This is a genomic window from Pseudomonas sp. HP_08, assembly GCF_055284095.1.
Map to the genome: position 1 here is coordinate 47310 of NZ_JBTOQC010000009.1, position 15503 is coordinate 62812.

At 60.8% G+C, this 15503-nt stretch carries 13 protein-coding genes; 8 read left to right on the top strand and 5 right to left on the bottom strand.

What is annotated here, in order from left to right:
- Positions 1–110: 110 nt before the first annotated feature.
- A complete protein-coding gene (locus ACYAS9_RS09660) occupies positions 111–1064 on the bottom strand; it encodes a DMT family transporter (protein WP_463568067.1) in 954 nt (317 codons plus the stop codon).
- A gap of 123 nt (positions 1065–1187) precedes the next feature.
- Between ACYAS9_RS09660 and ACYAS9_RS09665 the strand changes: the two genes are divergently transcribed.
- The 7 genes from ACYAS9_RS09665 (at position 1188) to ACYAS9_RS09695 (ending at position 9916) form a co-directional block, all read left to right on the top strand.
- Positions 1188–1994, top strand: a complete 807-nt coding sequence (locus ACYAS9_RS09665) for an AraC family ligand binding domain-containing protein (RefSeq protein WP_463568068.1) — start codon at positions 1188–1190, stop codon at positions 1992–1994.
- 123 nt (positions 1995–2117) lie between these two features.
- Positions 2118–5942 carry a sensor domain-containing protein gene (locus ACYAS9_RS09670; RefSeq protein ID WP_463568069.1) on the top strand — a complete coding sequence of 1275 codons (3825 nt, stop codon included), beginning with the start codon at positions 2118–2120 and terminating at the stop codon, positions 5940–5942.
- Positions 5943–6186: 244 nt separating this feature from the next.
- The gene (gene glyA / locus ACYAS9_RS09675) at positions 6187–7440 is read left to right on the top strand and encodes a serine hydroxymethyltransferase (RefSeq protein WP_463568070.1); all 1254 of its coding nucleotides are present in this window, start codon (positions 6187–6189) and stop codon (positions 7438–7440) included.
- Between the two features lie 172 nt (positions 7441–7612).
- On the top strand, positions 7613–8986 hold the full coding sequence (locus ACYAS9_RS09680) for a PAAR domain-containing protein (protein ID WP_463568071.1): 1374 nt from the start codon (positions 7613–7615) through the stop codon (positions 8984–8986).
- Positions 8983–9270, top strand: coding sequence for a hypothetical protein (locus ACYAS9_RS09685; protein ID WP_463568072.1), 288 nt, complete (start codon positions 8983–8985; stop codon positions 9268–9270). Before ACYAS9_RS09680 ends, ACYAS9_RS09685 begins: the two co-directional genes overlap by 4 nt.
- 22 nt (positions 9271–9292) lie before the next feature.
- Positions 9293–9625 (top strand): hypothetical protein, encoded by a 333-nt coding sequence (locus ACYAS9_RS09690; RefSeq protein ID WP_463568073.1) that lies wholly within the window; start codon positions 9293–9295, stop codon positions 9623–9625.
- Between the two features lie 3 nt (positions 9626–9628).
- Entirely contained in the window at positions 9629–9916 is a 288-nt protein-coding gene (locus ACYAS9_RS09695; protein WP_463568074.1) for a hypothetical protein, read from the top strand.
- 114 nt (positions 9917–10030) lie between these two features.
- Here ACYAS9_RS09695 and yjiA read toward each other — a convergent pair whose 3' ends face one another.
- The 3 genes from yjiA to ACYAS9_RS09710 form a co-directional block, all read right to left on the bottom strand.
- Positions 10031–11023 carry a GTPase gene (gene yjiA / locus ACYAS9_RS09700; RefSeq protein ID WP_463568075.1) on the bottom strand — a complete coding sequence of 331 codons (993 nt, stop codon included), beginning with the start codon at positions 11021–11023 and terminating at the stop codon, positions 10031–10033.
- A 97-nt stretch (positions 11024–11120) separates the two neighbouring features.
- Positions 11121–11318, bottom strand: a complete 198-nt coding sequence (locus tag ACYAS9_RS09705; protein WP_463568076.1) for a YbdD/YjiX family protein — start codon at positions 11316–11318, stop codon at positions 11121–11123.
- A 24-nt stretch (positions 11319–11342) separates the two neighbouring features.
- Positions 11343–13418 (bottom strand): carbon starvation CstA family protein, encoded by a 2076-nt coding sequence (locus ACYAS9_RS09710; protein WP_463568077.1) that lies wholly within the window; start codon positions 13416–13418, stop codon positions 11343–11345.
- A gap of 321 nt (positions 13419–13739) precedes the next feature.
- On the opposite strand from ACYAS9_RS09710, the gene ACYAS9_RS09715 reads away from it, so the two are divergent.
- Positions 13740–14108: a PilZ domain-containing protein gene (locus ACYAS9_RS09715; RefSeq protein ID WP_463568078.1), complete on the top strand. Its 369-nt coding sequence runs from the start codon at positions 13740–13742 to the stop codon at positions 14106–14108.
- A gap of 21 nt (positions 14109–14129) precedes the next feature.
- On the opposite strand, the gene radA is transcribed toward ACYAS9_RS09715, so the two are convergent.
- Complete coding sequence (gene radA, locus ACYAS9_RS09720) at positions 14130–15497, bottom strand: DNA repair protein RadA (protein ID WP_463568079.1); 1368 nt, start codon at positions 15495–15497, stop codon at positions 14130–14132.
- Between the last annotated feature and the right edge of the window lie 6 nt (positions 15498–15503).

The window sequence follows — 15503 nt, forward strand, 5'->3', positions numbered from 1 at the left end:
ACTATAGAAAGCCGCGAGCTGGCGCAGGCCGTGCCAGAAGCAGGCTGCAGGCTGTATTGAAAGTCGACAGCGAGCGCAGACGCACCGCGCTCAGGGTCGGCAAGCTTAACCTAACTCGGCGGTGGCTGGCAGGGGGATGGCTGCACCGATCGCTGCCTGAACAGGTCATGGCCGCTGACCACGACGATACCGGCCATGACCAGCAGCGCGCCGGTTATAAAGGCCGGCTCCAGCGTTTCATCGAGCAGCCATACCCCGAATACCACGCCGAACAGCGGGGTCAGGAACGACAACACCCCAAGGCGCGACGCCAGGTAGTGGCGCAACAGCCAGAACCACACCAGAAAACTCATGAAGGCCACCAGAAAGGTCTGGAACGCCAGGCTCACCAGGGCAATGTGCGACAGGGTGAAGCCGGTCTGGCCGCTGAACCAGGCCACCGCCAGCAGCAAGCCGAACGCGCCCAACAACTGGTACAGCAGCGTCTGGCTGGCCGGTGCCGCTGCCAGCCGGGTGGCGCGCACGGTGACGGTGGTCGCGGCCCAGGCAATGGCGCCCAGTAAACCAAAGGCATCGCCCAGGCGCTGATCGGCGGCCGCTGCCGGACGGTTGGCCAGGCTGTCGGCTGGCCCGTAGAACGCAAACACCGCCCCGACGAACGCGATCAGAATCCCGCCCCATTGCAACAGGCTCAAACGCTCACCGGGCACAAACAGGTGCAGGCCGATGGCGGTAAAGATCGGCGCGCAATAAAGGAAGATCACCATCCGCGAAGCACTGGTATAGCGCAGGCCCTCGCCCACAAACAGAAACTCCAGGGCAAACAGCAGCCCGACGATGATGCCCGGCGCCAGCGTGGCGCGATCAAAGGCACGCCCTTCGCCGCGCCAGAGCATCAGCGCCCAGACCAGAATCGCCGCCAGTCCGGAGCGGATCGACAACTGCATCAGCGGCGCCATGTCGGGTGCCGCGACCTTGACCGCCACCTGCTGTAATCCCCACAAGGCGCAGATACCGCACATGAGTGCGGCGGCGCGGGCATCGACGGGTTGGCGTGTGTTCATGATCGGCACTCGTGCAGGAAGTGCCGGCAGTGTGGGCGCGACCGATCAGAAGCACATAGCGCCAAACCGACAACCCATAGCGCATAATCGCCACTCGCCGGCCGCCTGACGGAAAACCTGCCCATGGCTGAAACAGCCCGCCACCTGCACTTGCCACCCTTCACCGAGGCGATTCCTGCGCCGATCTATTTTCGCAGCGCCTGGGTGCCGGCTTCGAGCACCTACCCCGTGCACAGTCATCCATGGGGTGAGTTCGTCTATTCATACAGCGGCGTGATGGACATCAAGATGCGTGACCAGCATTTCCTGGCGCCGCCGCAATACGGTGTGTGGCTGCCGCCCGAAACCGAGCACGTCGGGCGCAATCGCTACGAAGCCTGCCATGCCTCGCTGTATATCGCCCGGCCCTTGTGTGCAGGTTTGCCGTTGCAAGCCTGCGCACTGACCATTACCCCGTTGATCCGCGCCCTGCTCGACGAACTGCACGGCGCCCCGCCCGGCGTGCCGCAAAGTGCCGAGGATGAACGGCTGTTGCAGGTGCTGCTCGACAAGCTCAGGCAGACTTCACGCGCCGGCAGCTATTTGCCCGGCTCGGACGACCCGATTCTGGCACCGGTCTTGCTGTGGCTTGAGCGTAATCCCGGCGAAACCTACTCACTGCTGGAACTGGCGAAAATGGCCAACACCACCGAACGCACCTTGCTGCGCCGCTGCCAGCGCGATCTGGGCATGTCGCTGGCGCAATGGCGGCAACGGCTGACCGTGGTGCGCGCACTGGAACGCCTGGAAACACCGATGACGGTCGAAGCGATCGCACTGGATCTGGGCTATAGCAGTTCATCGGCGTTTATCGGCATGTTTCGCAAGTTGATGGGCGTGACCCCGGATGAGTTTCGCAAGGCCAGGCCCGATGCCATGGCACGGGCATAAGACCCAACAAACGCTGGCACTTCGCCTAGACTCAAGGCATGCTAGCCGCCCTTTGGGCGCCCGGCCTAATTAGTCAATGCATCGCGCATTCGCTGCTTCAGTTCAGTAGTCAGGAACAACGACTTGCCCACACCAACCTCTTCCTCATCGCTGCGTAGCGCCAAAAGCACCGGGCATGTGCCTTTGAGCAGCTCATTGAAAGGTGTGCTGGCGGCATTGGTGCTGTTGATGCTCGCCTTGCTGTTGTGGCAATCGTTCGAGCAGTTCCAGCAGACCCAGGACCGCCAACGCCAGCGCAGCCTTGACTACAGCACTCAACTGGCCGATCGCCTGAGCCTGAACATGGCCCTCAACGCGCAGGTCAGCACCAGCCTGCTGGATGAAGCCAAATCCCTGGGCCAGCCCATGGACCAGGCCGTCACCCTCGCCCCACTGCGCCAGGCACTGCCCGCCTTGCACAGTGTGGTCTGGCTGAACCCGGTCGGGGACGTGATCAAAGACAGCGCCGGCGACACCCACGACGCTGCATTTATCAAGGCCCAACTGGTTCGGGCGCAGGGCCGGCCGTTCTACTACACGCATTCCACAGACGCCACCCTGATCTATTTGCTGTTGCGCCAGGCAGGCGGCTTTACCGGTGATTACTGGGTGGTGCGGCTGGGCCCCGATGTACTCAAGGGCCTGACCCAACAGTACGACCATGACTTCATCCACCTGTGGCGCCTGGAAAGCCGCGAAGGCCAGCAGACCCTTGCACGCGACAGTTATAGAAATGCCGGCAGTGCCGAAACCGTGTTGCTGCAACCGATCGGCAACAGTGACTGGCAACTGCGCGGCCTGTTCGATGCCTATCGCGAACGCCAGGCCTTGCTGGTGCCGCTGATCATCAAATGCGCGCTGGCCTTGCTGTTCTCGATCCTGCCGCTGATGGCGCTGATCAGCCTGCGCCGCCGCCAGGGGCAGTTGCTCGAAAGCCGGCGCCGTTATCAGGGGATTTTCGAAGGCACCGGCGTGGCGCTGTGCGTACTGGACATGTCCGGACTGCCGCCGCTGTTCGACAGCCTGCAGATCAAGACTGCCGAGGACCTGAAAAAGCTGCTCGACAACCAGCCCGGCCAGCGCGGGCGGCTGCTGCAACAACTGCACATCACCGAAGTCAATCAGGTGGCCCTGGACCTGCTGGCCATCGACGGCAACGAGCAGGCCTGGCAGCAACTGATCGACGGTTGCCCGCGCACCCGCATCGGTATCGGCCTGCAGATCATCGAAGCGGTGCTCAACGGCCAACAGCGCCTGGAGCTGGAAATCCGCCTGACCCAGGACAACGGTCAGGACCAGCACCTATGGCTGGTGATGCGCCTGCCCCAGGCGCACGCCGACTTCGATGCCGTGATCCTGAGCATCGGCGACATCACCAGCCGCAAGCAGATCGAACTGTCGCTGCTGGACCGCGAGAGTTTCTGGTCGGATGTGGTGCGCACCGTGCCCGATCACCTCTATGTGCAGGACGTGCTCAGCCAGCGGATGATCTACAGCAACCACCATCTGGGCCAGACACTGGGCTACAGCAAGGCCGAGCTGCAGGCGATGGGCGAGTTTTTCTGGGAAATCCTGCTGCACCCCGACGATGCCCGTGCCTACCGGGACATGCGCCTGCGCCAGCGCCATCACGGTCATAACGAGCTGCTGCAATGCGTGCTGCGCTTTCGCGACCGGCAACAGAACTGGCGCTGCTTCGACATCCGCGAGCAGGCCATGGCCTGGGATAAAGATCACCTGGTCACGCGGATCATCGGCATTGCCAAAGACATCACCGAACAGGTTGCCGCCAGCCAGTCGCTGCGTGACAGCGAGCAGCGTTACCGGATGCTCGCCGAAAGCATCAGCGATGTGATTTTCTCCACCGACAGCCAGCTGGAACTCAACTATGTCAGCCCCTCGGTGCAAAGCGTGATGGGCTACAGCGCCGAGTGGATTCTGCACAACGGCTGGGGCGCGGCCATCGCCAACCCGCAGCAACTGACAGGCATTCACAACCTGATCGCGCGCATTCGCAAGGTGCTGAACAAGCCCGCCGAACTCGACAAGCTGCGCAACGAATTGCCGACCCACCTGTTTCTGTTCGACTGCCTGCGCGCCGACGGGCGCAAGATTCCTGTCGAGTTGCGCCTGGTGCTGGTCTGGGACGAGCGTGGTCGCCTGGAAGGCATTCTTGGCGTGGGCCGCGATGTCAGCCAGCAACGCCGTGCCGAGAAAGACCTGCGCATGGCCGCCACGGTCTTCGAGCACTCGACCTCGGCCATCCTGATCACCGACCCGGCCGGCTACATTGTTCAGGCCAACGAAGCGTTCACCCGGGTCAGCGGCTATGAAGTGGCCCAGGTGCTCGACCAGTTGCCGAGCATGCTCACCGTCGAGCATGAACAGGAAAAACACCTGCACCACATTCTTACCCAACTCAACCAGCGCGGCAGTTGGGAAGGCGAGGTGCTGCTCAAGCGCCGTAACGGTGAGCAATACCCGGCGTGGGTCGGCATTACGGCGGTGTTCGACGATGAAGGCGACCTGGCCAGCTATGTGTGCTTCTTCAGCGACATCAGCGAGCGCAAGGCCAGCGAACAGCATATCCATCGCCTGGCCTATTACGACGCCCTGACCCACCTGCCCAACCGCACGCTGTTCCAGGACCGTCTGCACTCGGCCTTGCAACACGCTGAACGCCAGCAAGCCTGGGTGGTGTTGATGTTCCTCGACCTGGACCGCTTCAAGCCGATCAACGACTCGCTGGGCCATGCCGCCGGTGACCGCATGCTCAAGGAAATGGCCAGCCGGTTGCTGGCCTGCGTGACCGACGACGACACCGTGGCACGCATGGGCGGCGACGAATTCACCTTGTTGCTGGAGCCTGGCGCCACCCGCGAAAGCGCCCTGAACCGCGCCATTCATGTCGCCGAGCAAATCCTGACCAGCCTGGTGACGCCGTTTGTGCTCGAAGGCCGCGAGTTTTTTGTGACGGCCAGTATCGGCATCGCCCTCAGCCCGCAGGACGGCAACGAGCTGAGCCAGTTGATGAAAAACGCCGACACCGCCATGTACCACGCCAAGGAGCGCGGCAAGAACAACTTCCAGTTCTACCAGGCCGACATGAACGCCACGGCGCTGGAGCGCCTGGAACTCGAAAGCGACCTGCGCCATGCGCTGGAGCAACAGGAGTTCGTGCTGTTCTACCAGCCGCAGTTCAGCGGCGACGGCAAACGCCTGACCGGCGCCGAAGCCCTGCTGCGCTGGCGCCACCCACGCCGTGGGCTGGTGCCGCCCAACGACTTCATCCCGGTACTGGAAGAGTTAGGGCTGGTGGTCGAAGTTGGCGACTGGGTTTTGGCCGAAGCCTGCCGCCAGCTCAAGACCTGGCACCAGAATAAGGTGCGGGTGCCCAAGGTCTCGGTGAATATCTCGGCGCGGCAGTTCTCCGACGGCCAGTTGGGCGAGCGCATCGCCGAAACCCTGCGCCAGACCGGCCTGCCGCCGGCGTGCCTGGAGCTGGAGCTGACCGAAAGTATCCTGATGCGCGAAGTCAGCGAAGCCATGCAGATCCTCGACGGCCTGAAAAACCTCGGCCTGAGCATCGCCGTCGACGATTTCGGCACCGGTTATTCCTCGCTGAACTACCTCAAGCAGTTCCCGATCGACGTACTGAAGATCGACCGCACCTTCGTCGACGGCCTGCCGTCAGGCGAGCAGGACGCGCAGATCGCCCGGGCAATCATCGCCATGGCCCACAGCCTGAACCTGGCCGTCATCGCCGAGGGCGTCGAAACCCACGAGCAACTGGAGTTCCTGCGCGAACACGGCTGCGACGAAGTCCAGGGCTATCTGTTCGGCCGCCCGATGTCGGCCAGCCACTTCGAAGCGCAGTTCAGCAACGACGCCCTGTTCATGCTCGACTAGCGTCGCGCATGATCGCCGCAGGAGCGCGCTCTGCCGGAATGCCGGACCACCACGACCGGCTGCGTAGCAGTCGTAAATTTGTGGCGTTTCATCAATTTTTATGGCCGCTCCGCGCCCAGTCGCGGGCAAGCGCGCTCCTGCCTTGCAGCTGCTTCATCCGACAGATGAAGCCCTTTCATATGCCAGATAAAAGCCGATGGGGTAGAATGCCTCCCTTTTCCGCTCCGACCTCCCGAGGACAGCCATGTTCAACCGTGATTTGACTATCGCCAAGTTCGACCCCGATCTCTTCCAAGCCATGGAGCAAGAAGCCGTGCGCCAGGAAGAGCACATCGAGTTGATCGCTTCGGAGAACTACACCAGCCCCGCCGTCATGGAAGCTCAGGGTTCGGCCCTGACCAACAAGTACGCCGAAGGCTATCCGGGCAAGCGCTACTACGGTGGCTGCGAATACGTCGACGTCGTTGAGCAACTGGCCATCGACCGCGCCAAAGAGCTGTTCGGTGCCGACTACGCCAACGTCCAGCCGCACGCAGGTTCGCAAGCCAACGCGGCTGTCTACCTGGCGCTGCTGCAAGCCGGCGACACCATCCTGGGCATGAGCCTGGCCCACGGCGGTCACCTGACCCACGGCGCCAGCGTTTCGTCCTCGGGCAAGCTGTACAACGCCATCCAGTACGGCATCGACGGCAACGGCCTGATCGACTACGACGAAGTCGAGCGCCTGGCGGTCGAGCACAAGCCAAAAATGATCGTTGCCGGCTTCTCGGCCTACTCGCAAGTGCTGGACTTCCCGCGCTTCCGCGAAATCGCTGACAAGGTCGGTGCCTACCTGTTCGTCGACATGGCTCACGTAGCCGGTCTGGTTGCTGCGGGCGTCTATCCAAACCCGGTGCCATTCGCCGACGTGGTCACCACCACCACCCACAAGACCCTGCGCGGTCCACGTGGTGGCCTGATCCTGGCCAAGGCCAACGCCGACATCGAGAAAAAGCTCAACTCGGCCGTCTTCCCGGGCGCCCAGGGCGGCCCGCTGGAGCACGTCATCGCCGCCAAGGCCGTGTGCTTCAAGGAAGCGCTGCAGCCTGAGTTCAAGACTTACCAGCAACAAGTGGTGAAGAACGCCAAGGCCATGGCTGGCGTGTTCATCGAGCGCGGCTTCGACGTGGTCTCCGGCGGTACCGAGAACCACCTGTTCCTGCTCTCGCTGATCAAGCAGGACATCTCCGGTAAAGACGCAGACGCCGCCCTGGGCCGCGCCTACATCACCGTCAACAAGAACTCGGTGCCTAACGACCCGCGTTCGCCGTTCGTGACCTCGGGCCTGCGTTTCGGCACCCCGGCCGTTACCACCCGCGGCTTCAACGAAACCGACTGCAAGGAACTGGCCGGCTGGATCTGCGACATCCTCGCCGACCTGAACAACGAAGCGGTGATCGACGCTGTGCGTGAAAAGGTCAAGGCCATCTGCGCCCGCCTGCCGGTTTACGGCGCCTGATAGCGCTCGCGGCAACCCCCTGAAAAAGCCCGGCCTCTGCGCCGGGCTTTTTCTTTACAGCTGTCTCTGAACAGGCGGCGAAGCCCAATCAGACACAACCCGCTGAAACGCCCTACATCAAGCCCATGGCAACCCGCGTCAGGATGCACACCCCGCATCCACGAGGTTGACCATGATTCCCGTCTCGCGCCTGACCGACCTGCACGCCTGCCCGATTCCGCTGCACGGGCTGAGCCCGCTGATATCCGCCTCCCCTACCGTATTAGTCAACGGCCTGCCCGTTGCCCGCATCGGTGACAGGGCCGCCTGCGGTGCGGTGATCGTCACCGGCTTCGTCAATATCCTGGTCGACGGCCGTCCCATGGCGCATATCGGCAGCCTGACCAGCCATGGCGGCGGCATTGTCACCGGCAGCCAGGACACCCAAGGCAGCCCGATCAACTTTGTGACGCCAAAACTGGCAGTCGACTTCGCCAGGCTTGGCGCCATCGATGAACTGGGCAATGTCGACGATCAAAAGCTGCAAGCCCTGCTTGCCGACCCGCAACTGGAACAACGCGCTCAGGCTGCCGGCGCGCTGGTACAGCCCAACGACGCACCGACGGACGCTGCCAGAACCTTTTCCCGGTTCTTCAAGGTAACCGACAGCGAAACCGGCGCGCCGCTGGCCAACCGGCCTTTCACCGCTGTGGTGGATGAACGCCAGATCACCGGCACGACCGATGCTGCCGGACAGGTGCAGATCGAGGCAGCGTCGGAAAACTCGATTATCGCCATGCATGTGCTGTTCAAGGCACCGGCCCGGCTACTGGATGAACTGTCAGGGCGTGATCCACGCTTTACGGCAACGGGCAATGCACACGAGGTTCGGGCGGGACAAGCGGCGGTGCCGATAGTGATTACCGTGAATGACCGGGCGGCGACGCGGGAGGCGCTTATTCGTAAGGTCAGGGGGTTGGGGCATGAGTTTGTGGAGCGATCAGAATGGGGCGCTCATAAACTCCAAGGAACGCCTGAAAAAGACTGGAGCTACAGCATGGTAGCGCTACACCACGCTGGCAGGAGTTACTCTTGTGGCACAGGCGCTGAGCAGATGCTTGATACTCAGAGCTTTCATCAAAACAATAAAGAATTTTCGGACATTGGTTACCACTTTGGAATCGATTGCTCTGGAAACATATATGAAGGGCGGGATATTCGCTTCAAAGGCTCAAGCGTTTCAGGTTTCAATTCACAGGTGATTGGCATCGTATTGCTGAACAATCTCACTACCCCGGAAGAGGGGGGAGACCTCGTAGCCTTCGGGCGTAAAGCGCTGGATTCCATGGGAATCGGAACAACCAATCAGATACCGGCCCAGCAAATAGATGCCACGCGGATGCTTCTACGCGCGTTAAGCAGTCTCTTCAAGATCAAGTACTTTGGTGGTCATCAAGAGTTCCCTTTTCAAGTGGGCGACGGGAAAATATGTCCTGGCAATGTTGGCATGGAGCTGGTTCAGCTTATCCGAACAAAAACCCAACTGTTGACACCACCCACCTCATGAAGAAGATTATCGCGCTTTTGACGGTCGTACTTTCCAGCGCTCTGTTTGTTGGGTACTACAACTCAATTGAAGACGCTGAAATTCACTCTCATTTCTTCATCAAGAAGAAACCCACACTGCAAATAAAATTTTTTAATATTTTCGCCAATGACGCTGATAGCAAAAAGCTTCATCAACTGACAAATCAAGAGCGCAAGCGGGTAATTGATTACTGCATCTATCGGCTGGGTATTGAAACAACGCTAAGTAGTCAGCGAGAGCTAGAGGCTTGCGAAAAGAGGTAGCATCTTAAAATCGGATCGAACCATGAAAAAAATCACTGCACTGCTGGCCATTATCCTTACAACCATACCCTTTATTGGTTACTACGAACACATTGGCGAAAACACCTCATACCCTGTGATTTTCATCAAGAAAAAACCCACATTACAAATTGTATTCCATAGGATATTTCACCCTGACTTTGAAACAGGCCTGCATGAGCTGACCGACCTGCAACGACAGAAAATGATCGATTACTGCGTCTATCGACTAGGCATAGAAACCCAGTTAAAAACCGAAAAAGAATTCAGAACGTGCCGAGAAGAACCAGACGTTCAAGAACATTCGTACTTCCAGGGACCTCAGGAACCTTATTGAATCATGAAAAAAATCATTGCAGTTTTAGCGATTACTCTCTTTGCAGCTTTATTTATCGGCTACTACGAAACACGCTGGGCCGAGGACAACAAAACCGTCCTCTTCATCAAGAAGCAACCCACGCTTCAGCTGGAGTTTGTGAATATCTTTGATAGCGATGCGGACGACAAACCTCTACACAAGCTTGATCAGGAGGAGCGTCAACTGGTGATTGATTACTGCAAATACCGGCTGGGCATCGTGACCCGATTGAATAACCAGGAAGAACTGGAGGCATGCAAAGGGCGCTGATGTCACGGGCAGGAGGGAGCGTAGAGCTCCCGAATGCTGCCGACCAAACGATGAACCCTCTCGGTCATACCGGCTCTTCGCGAGCTCTACGCTCGCTCCTGCGAATGCGCTGAGTCAGACGACGACACTCTGCCCGGCCATCGCCGCAAACCCTACCCGGATCTTCTCTTCCGGCAGTTCATCGGCAATGAACACGATCACGCTTTCGCGCGGTTCACCCTCGGCCCATTCGGTGTCCCAGTCGAAGCCGTACAACTTGAGCACTCCCTGAAACACCAGGCGACGCGGTTCGCCCTTGATGCTGAGCACGCCTTTATAACGCAGCAGTTGCTTGCCGTGTTCTTCGAGCAGTTCGTTCATGAAGGTGCTGAGATTGTCGATATCCAGCGGCTGGTCGGTGCGCAGCACCAGGCTGGTGATGCGGTCGCCGCTGTTGCCGGTCGGGGCCACGGGGCGCAGGGTCATGCCGCCGCCCAGGTCGGCATTGAGGTTGAAGCCGCGTACGTCGAGCAGTTCGGCAAGATCGATGCGGCCGTGGTCGACGATGCGGATCGGCGCACGGCGGTTGATGCGAGTCAGGCGTGCGCTCAGCGCTTCGAATGCTGCGTCGTCAACCAGATCGCGCTTGCTGACCAGCAGCCGGTCGGCAAAGCCGATCTGGGCCTGGGCGATGGTCTGGGTCAGGTGTGTGTCGGCATGGGCGGCATCGACCAGGGTGATGATGCCGTCGAGGATGTAGCGCTCGCGCAGGTCTTCGTCGATGAAGAAGGTTTGCGCCACCGGGGCAGGATCAGCCAGGCCAGTGCATTCGATCACCAGCCGGTCGAAGGCGATCTCGCCGCTGTCACGCCGCTCGAGCAACAGGTACAGCGCTTTGGTCAGGTCGGTGTGGATGGTGCAGCACACGCAACCGTTGGACAGGGTCATGACCTGTACCGGCTCGTCGCCGAGCAGCTGGCTGTCGATGCCGGCATCGCTGAATTCGTTTTCGATCACCGCGATTTTCAGGCCGTGTTCGACCTTGAGCAGGTGGCGCAGCAAGGTGGTCTTGCCGGCGCCCAGAAAACCGGTCAGCACGGTGACGGGGATGGGTTGTAGCTCGCTCATTGGGGCTCCTTGGCAGGATGCTTCAGGCAGAAATAAAAACGCGCCACAGGTGAGGGCCTGTGGCGCGTCGAGTCAAACAATAACGCAGTTCAGCGGTTCAACAGCACTTCGGACCACTCTTGCCACCATAACGGGCTTCCTGACGTTCACGAAAGAACTCTTCGTAATTCATCATCGGCTTGTCCGGGTGGTTGGTCTGCATGTGCTCGACATAATTATCGTAGTCAGGCATGCCCACCATCAGGCGGGCGGCCTGGCCCAGGTATTTGCCGAGACGGCCAAGGTCATTGAACACAGGCAGTTCCTCTGTTGATGGTCATCAGACTTGCGAACCTGGCGGCATGGCCTGGTAAGGCGCTTCCTTGTCGGTACGCTCGGTTCTGGTCCATGCCGCACGACCGACTTTCACCGCGTAGAACAGGATGCTGAAGACCACGAACAGGAACAGGATCGTCAGGCCGGCGTTGGTGTAGGCGTTGAAGATCACGTGCTGCATCTGGTCGACGTTCTTGGCCGGGGCAAGGATCTGGCCGGCGTCGGCGGCGGTGCTGTATTTCTTGGCCAGGGCCAGGAAACCGACCGCCGGGTTAGGATCGAACAGCTTGATCAGGCCTGCGGTCACGGTGCAGATCAGCAGCCACGAAGCCGGCAGGATGGTGACCCAGACATAGCGCTGGCGCTTCATCTTGATCAGCACGACGCTGGCAAGCATCAGGGCGATACCGGCGAGCATCTGGTTGGAGATGCCGAACAGCGGCCACAGGGTGTTGATGCCGCCCAGCGGGTCGATGACGCCCTGGTACAGCAGGTAACCCCACAGCGCCACACAACCACCGGTGCCGATGATGTTGGCGGTCCACGATTCGGTGCGCTTGAGGGCCGGCACGAAGCTGCCCAGCAGGTCCTGAAGCATGAATCGACCGGCACGGGTACCGGCGTCCACCGCCGTCAGGATGAACAGCGCTTCGAACAGAATCGCGAAGTGGTACCAGAACGCCATGGTGTTTTCACCCGGCAAGGCCTGGTGCAGGATCTGCGCGATACCCACCGCCAGGGTCGGTGCACCACCGGCACGGGCCAGGATGGTGTTCTCGCCGATGTCCTTGGCCACGGCGGTCAGTTGCTCCGGCGTGATCAAAAAGCCCCATTCGCTGACCTTGGCGGCCACCGACACCACATCGCTACCGACCACGGCAGCCGGGCTGTTCATGGCGAAGTACACGCCTGGCTCGATCACCGAGGCGGCGACCATGGCCATGATGGCCACGAACGACTCCATCAGCATGCCGCCGTAACCGATGTAACGGGCGTTGACTTCGTTGTCGAGCAGCTTGGGCGTGGTGCCCGAGGAGATCAGGGCATGGAAGCCCGACACCGCGCCGCAGGCAATGGTGATGAACAGGAACGGGAACAGCGTGCCCTTCCACACCGGGCCGGTGCCGTCGGTGAACTGGGTCAGGGCCGGCATTTTCAGCTCTGGCGCCAGAATCAGGATGCCGATGGCCAGGGCCAGGATGGTGCCGATCTTGAGGAAGGTCGACAGGTAGTCACGCGGTGCCAGCAACAGCCAGACCGGCAGCATGGCGGCGACGAAGCCGTAGCCGACCAGCATCCAGGTGATCTGCACGCCGGTGAAGGTGAAGCGCGGGCCCCAGACCGGGTCGGCCGCGACGGCGCCGCCGACCCAGATCGAAGCCAGCAGCAGCACGACGCCGATCACCGAGATTTCGCCGATGCGTCCCGGGCGGATGTAGCGCATGTAAATGCCCATGAACATCGCCGTCGGGATGGTCGCCATGACCGTGAACATGCCCCACGGACTCTCGGCCAGGGCCTTGACCACGATCAGCGCCAGCACCGCAAGGATGATGATCATGATCAGGAAGCAACCGAACAAGGCGATGGTGCCGGGGATACGGCCCATTTCCTCACGGACCATGTCGCCCAGCGACCGGCCGTTACGGCGAGTGGAAAGGAACAGGATCATGAAGTCCTGCACGGCACCGGCCAGCACCACGCCGGCGATCAGCCAGAGTGTGCCGGGCAGATAGCCCATTTGCGCCGCCAGCACCGGACCGACCAGAGGGCCGGCGCCGGCGATGGCTGCAAAGTGGTGACCGAACAGGATGTGTTTGTTGGTAGGAACGTAGTCCAGGCCGTCGTTGTTGACCACCGCCGGTGTCGCGCGACGCGGGTCGAGTTGCATGACGTGGTTGGCAATGAACAGGCTGTAGTAACGATAGGCGACCAGATAGATGGCAACTGCCGCTACCACGATCCACAAGGCGTTGATTGCTTCGCCGCGACGCAGCGCGACGACCCCCAGGGCACAGGCCCCAATGATTGCTAGCAGCACCCAAGGTACATGGCGCACCAGGCTGTTATTATTTTTCATTTTTTTATTCCAGCAGAAATGACTAGAAGTTCTGGGTCGTGCGGTGCTGTGGTCGCTTATGGCGGCCTGACAGCAGAACCCGACGATGCGAGTGTAGCCTTGTCAGTGTGAAAGGCCACCCCCAACGATGGTCTAGAAACAAATTAACCGGACCGCGCTGAAATACACGTTCCAGAGCCTGCGCTTTACGCATGCAGGTGCACTTGGCGGCAAGCCTGCGCGCAACGGCAACTGTTCGCCGCGCAGGTTCGGGGCTATCGTGGAGACAAGGCTGCGTATTCCTGAAAACCTGCTCGTTGGCTGCCACCCGGAGTGCATGTCATGACCGATTCCCCTACAGATCGCCGGCGTTTCAAACGTATTGCCTTCGATGCCATAACCGAACTGAGCCAGAACGGCCGCAACTGGACCGTGCAACTGCTCGACCTGTCCCTCAAGGGCCTGCTGATCCAGCGGCCCGAACCCTGGGAAGGCGAACCGGAGCAGAGCTTTCAGGTCGACATTCACCTGAGCGCCGATGCGCACGTGAAGATGGACGTCAGGCAGACCCATGACGACCTGCAGCACCTGGGTTTTGTCTGCCTGCACATCGGCCTGGAGTCGATCAGCCACCTGAAGCGCTTTGTCGAGCTGAACCTGGCCGACCCTCAGGAGCTGGATCGTGAGCTGGCCGCCCTGATCGAGCTGTAGGCGGCCTTACTTCAAGCAGCTTTACTCGAACAAGGCATCCAGCGCCTGTTCCAGTCGGGTCACGGCAATCACCTGCAACCCTTCATAGTTGTCCTTGGGCGCATTGCCCTTGGGCACGATTGCGCGCTTGAAGCCATGCTTGGCCGCTTCTTTAAGACGTTCCTGGCCACTGGGCACCGGTCGCACTTCGCCAGACAGGCCGACTTCACCGAATACCAGCAGGTCGTGCGGCAACGGCCGGTTGCGCAGGCTCGACATCACGGCGGCCATCAAGGCCAGGTCCGAGGCAGTTTCCAGCACCTTGACCCCGCCGACCACGTTGAGGAACACGTCCTGATCGTGGGTCGGAATGCCGCCGTGACGGTGCAACACGGCCAGCAGCATGGCCAGCCGGTTCTGGTCCAGCCCCAGCGTTACCCGCCGCGGGTTGGACATATGGCTGTCGTCCACCAGCGCCTGCACTTCGACCAGCATCGGCCGGGTGCCTTCCCAGGTGGCCATCACCACGCTGCCCGACACCTCCTCTTGCGCACGGCTGAGAAAGATCGCCGAAGGGTTGGAGACTTCCTTGAGACCGCGGTCGGTCATGCCGAACACGCCCAGCTCGTTGACCGCACCGAAACGGTTTTTCACGGCCCGCAGCAAGCGCAGACGACCATCGGACTCGCCTTCGAAATACAGCACGGTGTCGACCATGTGCTCCAGCACACGGGGACCTGCCAGTGCACCCTCTTTGGTGACGTGGCCGACCAGAAAGATGGCCGTGCCGCTCTGCTTGGCGTAGCGCACCAGCAGCGCGGCGCTCTCGCGCACCTGGGCCACACCGCCCGGTGCAGACTGCAATTGTTCGGTGAAGATGGTCTGGATCGAGTCGATGACCATGACCTTGGGCTGCTCGTTGCGCGCCGTGGCAATGATCGTTTCGATACAGGTCTCGGTCATGACCCGCAGCTTGTCTTGCGGCAGCCCCAGGCGCCGGGCACGCATGGCCACTTGTTGCTGGGATTCTTCGCCAGTGACGTACAGCGCCGGCATGCTTTCGGCCAGATGGCACAAGGTCTGCAGCAGAATCGTGGACTTTCCGATGCCCGGGTCACCGCCGATCAGAATCACCGAGCCGTCGACCATGCCGCCGCCCAGCACCCGGTCCAGCTCAGTGGATCGGGTCGAGAAACGTGGAATTTCCTCGATGCTGACCTCGGCCAGGGTCTTGATCTGTGCCTGCGAGCCGGTCCAGCCGGTGCGGCCACTGGGCGGGGCTGCGGCGCCGCTTTCGAGCATGGTTTCGACCAGCGTGTTCCATGCGCCGCACTCGCCGCATTGTCCTGCCCATTTGGGAAAGGTTGCACCGCATTCGGTGCAACCATACAAGCGCTTGGCCTTGGCCATAAAGAA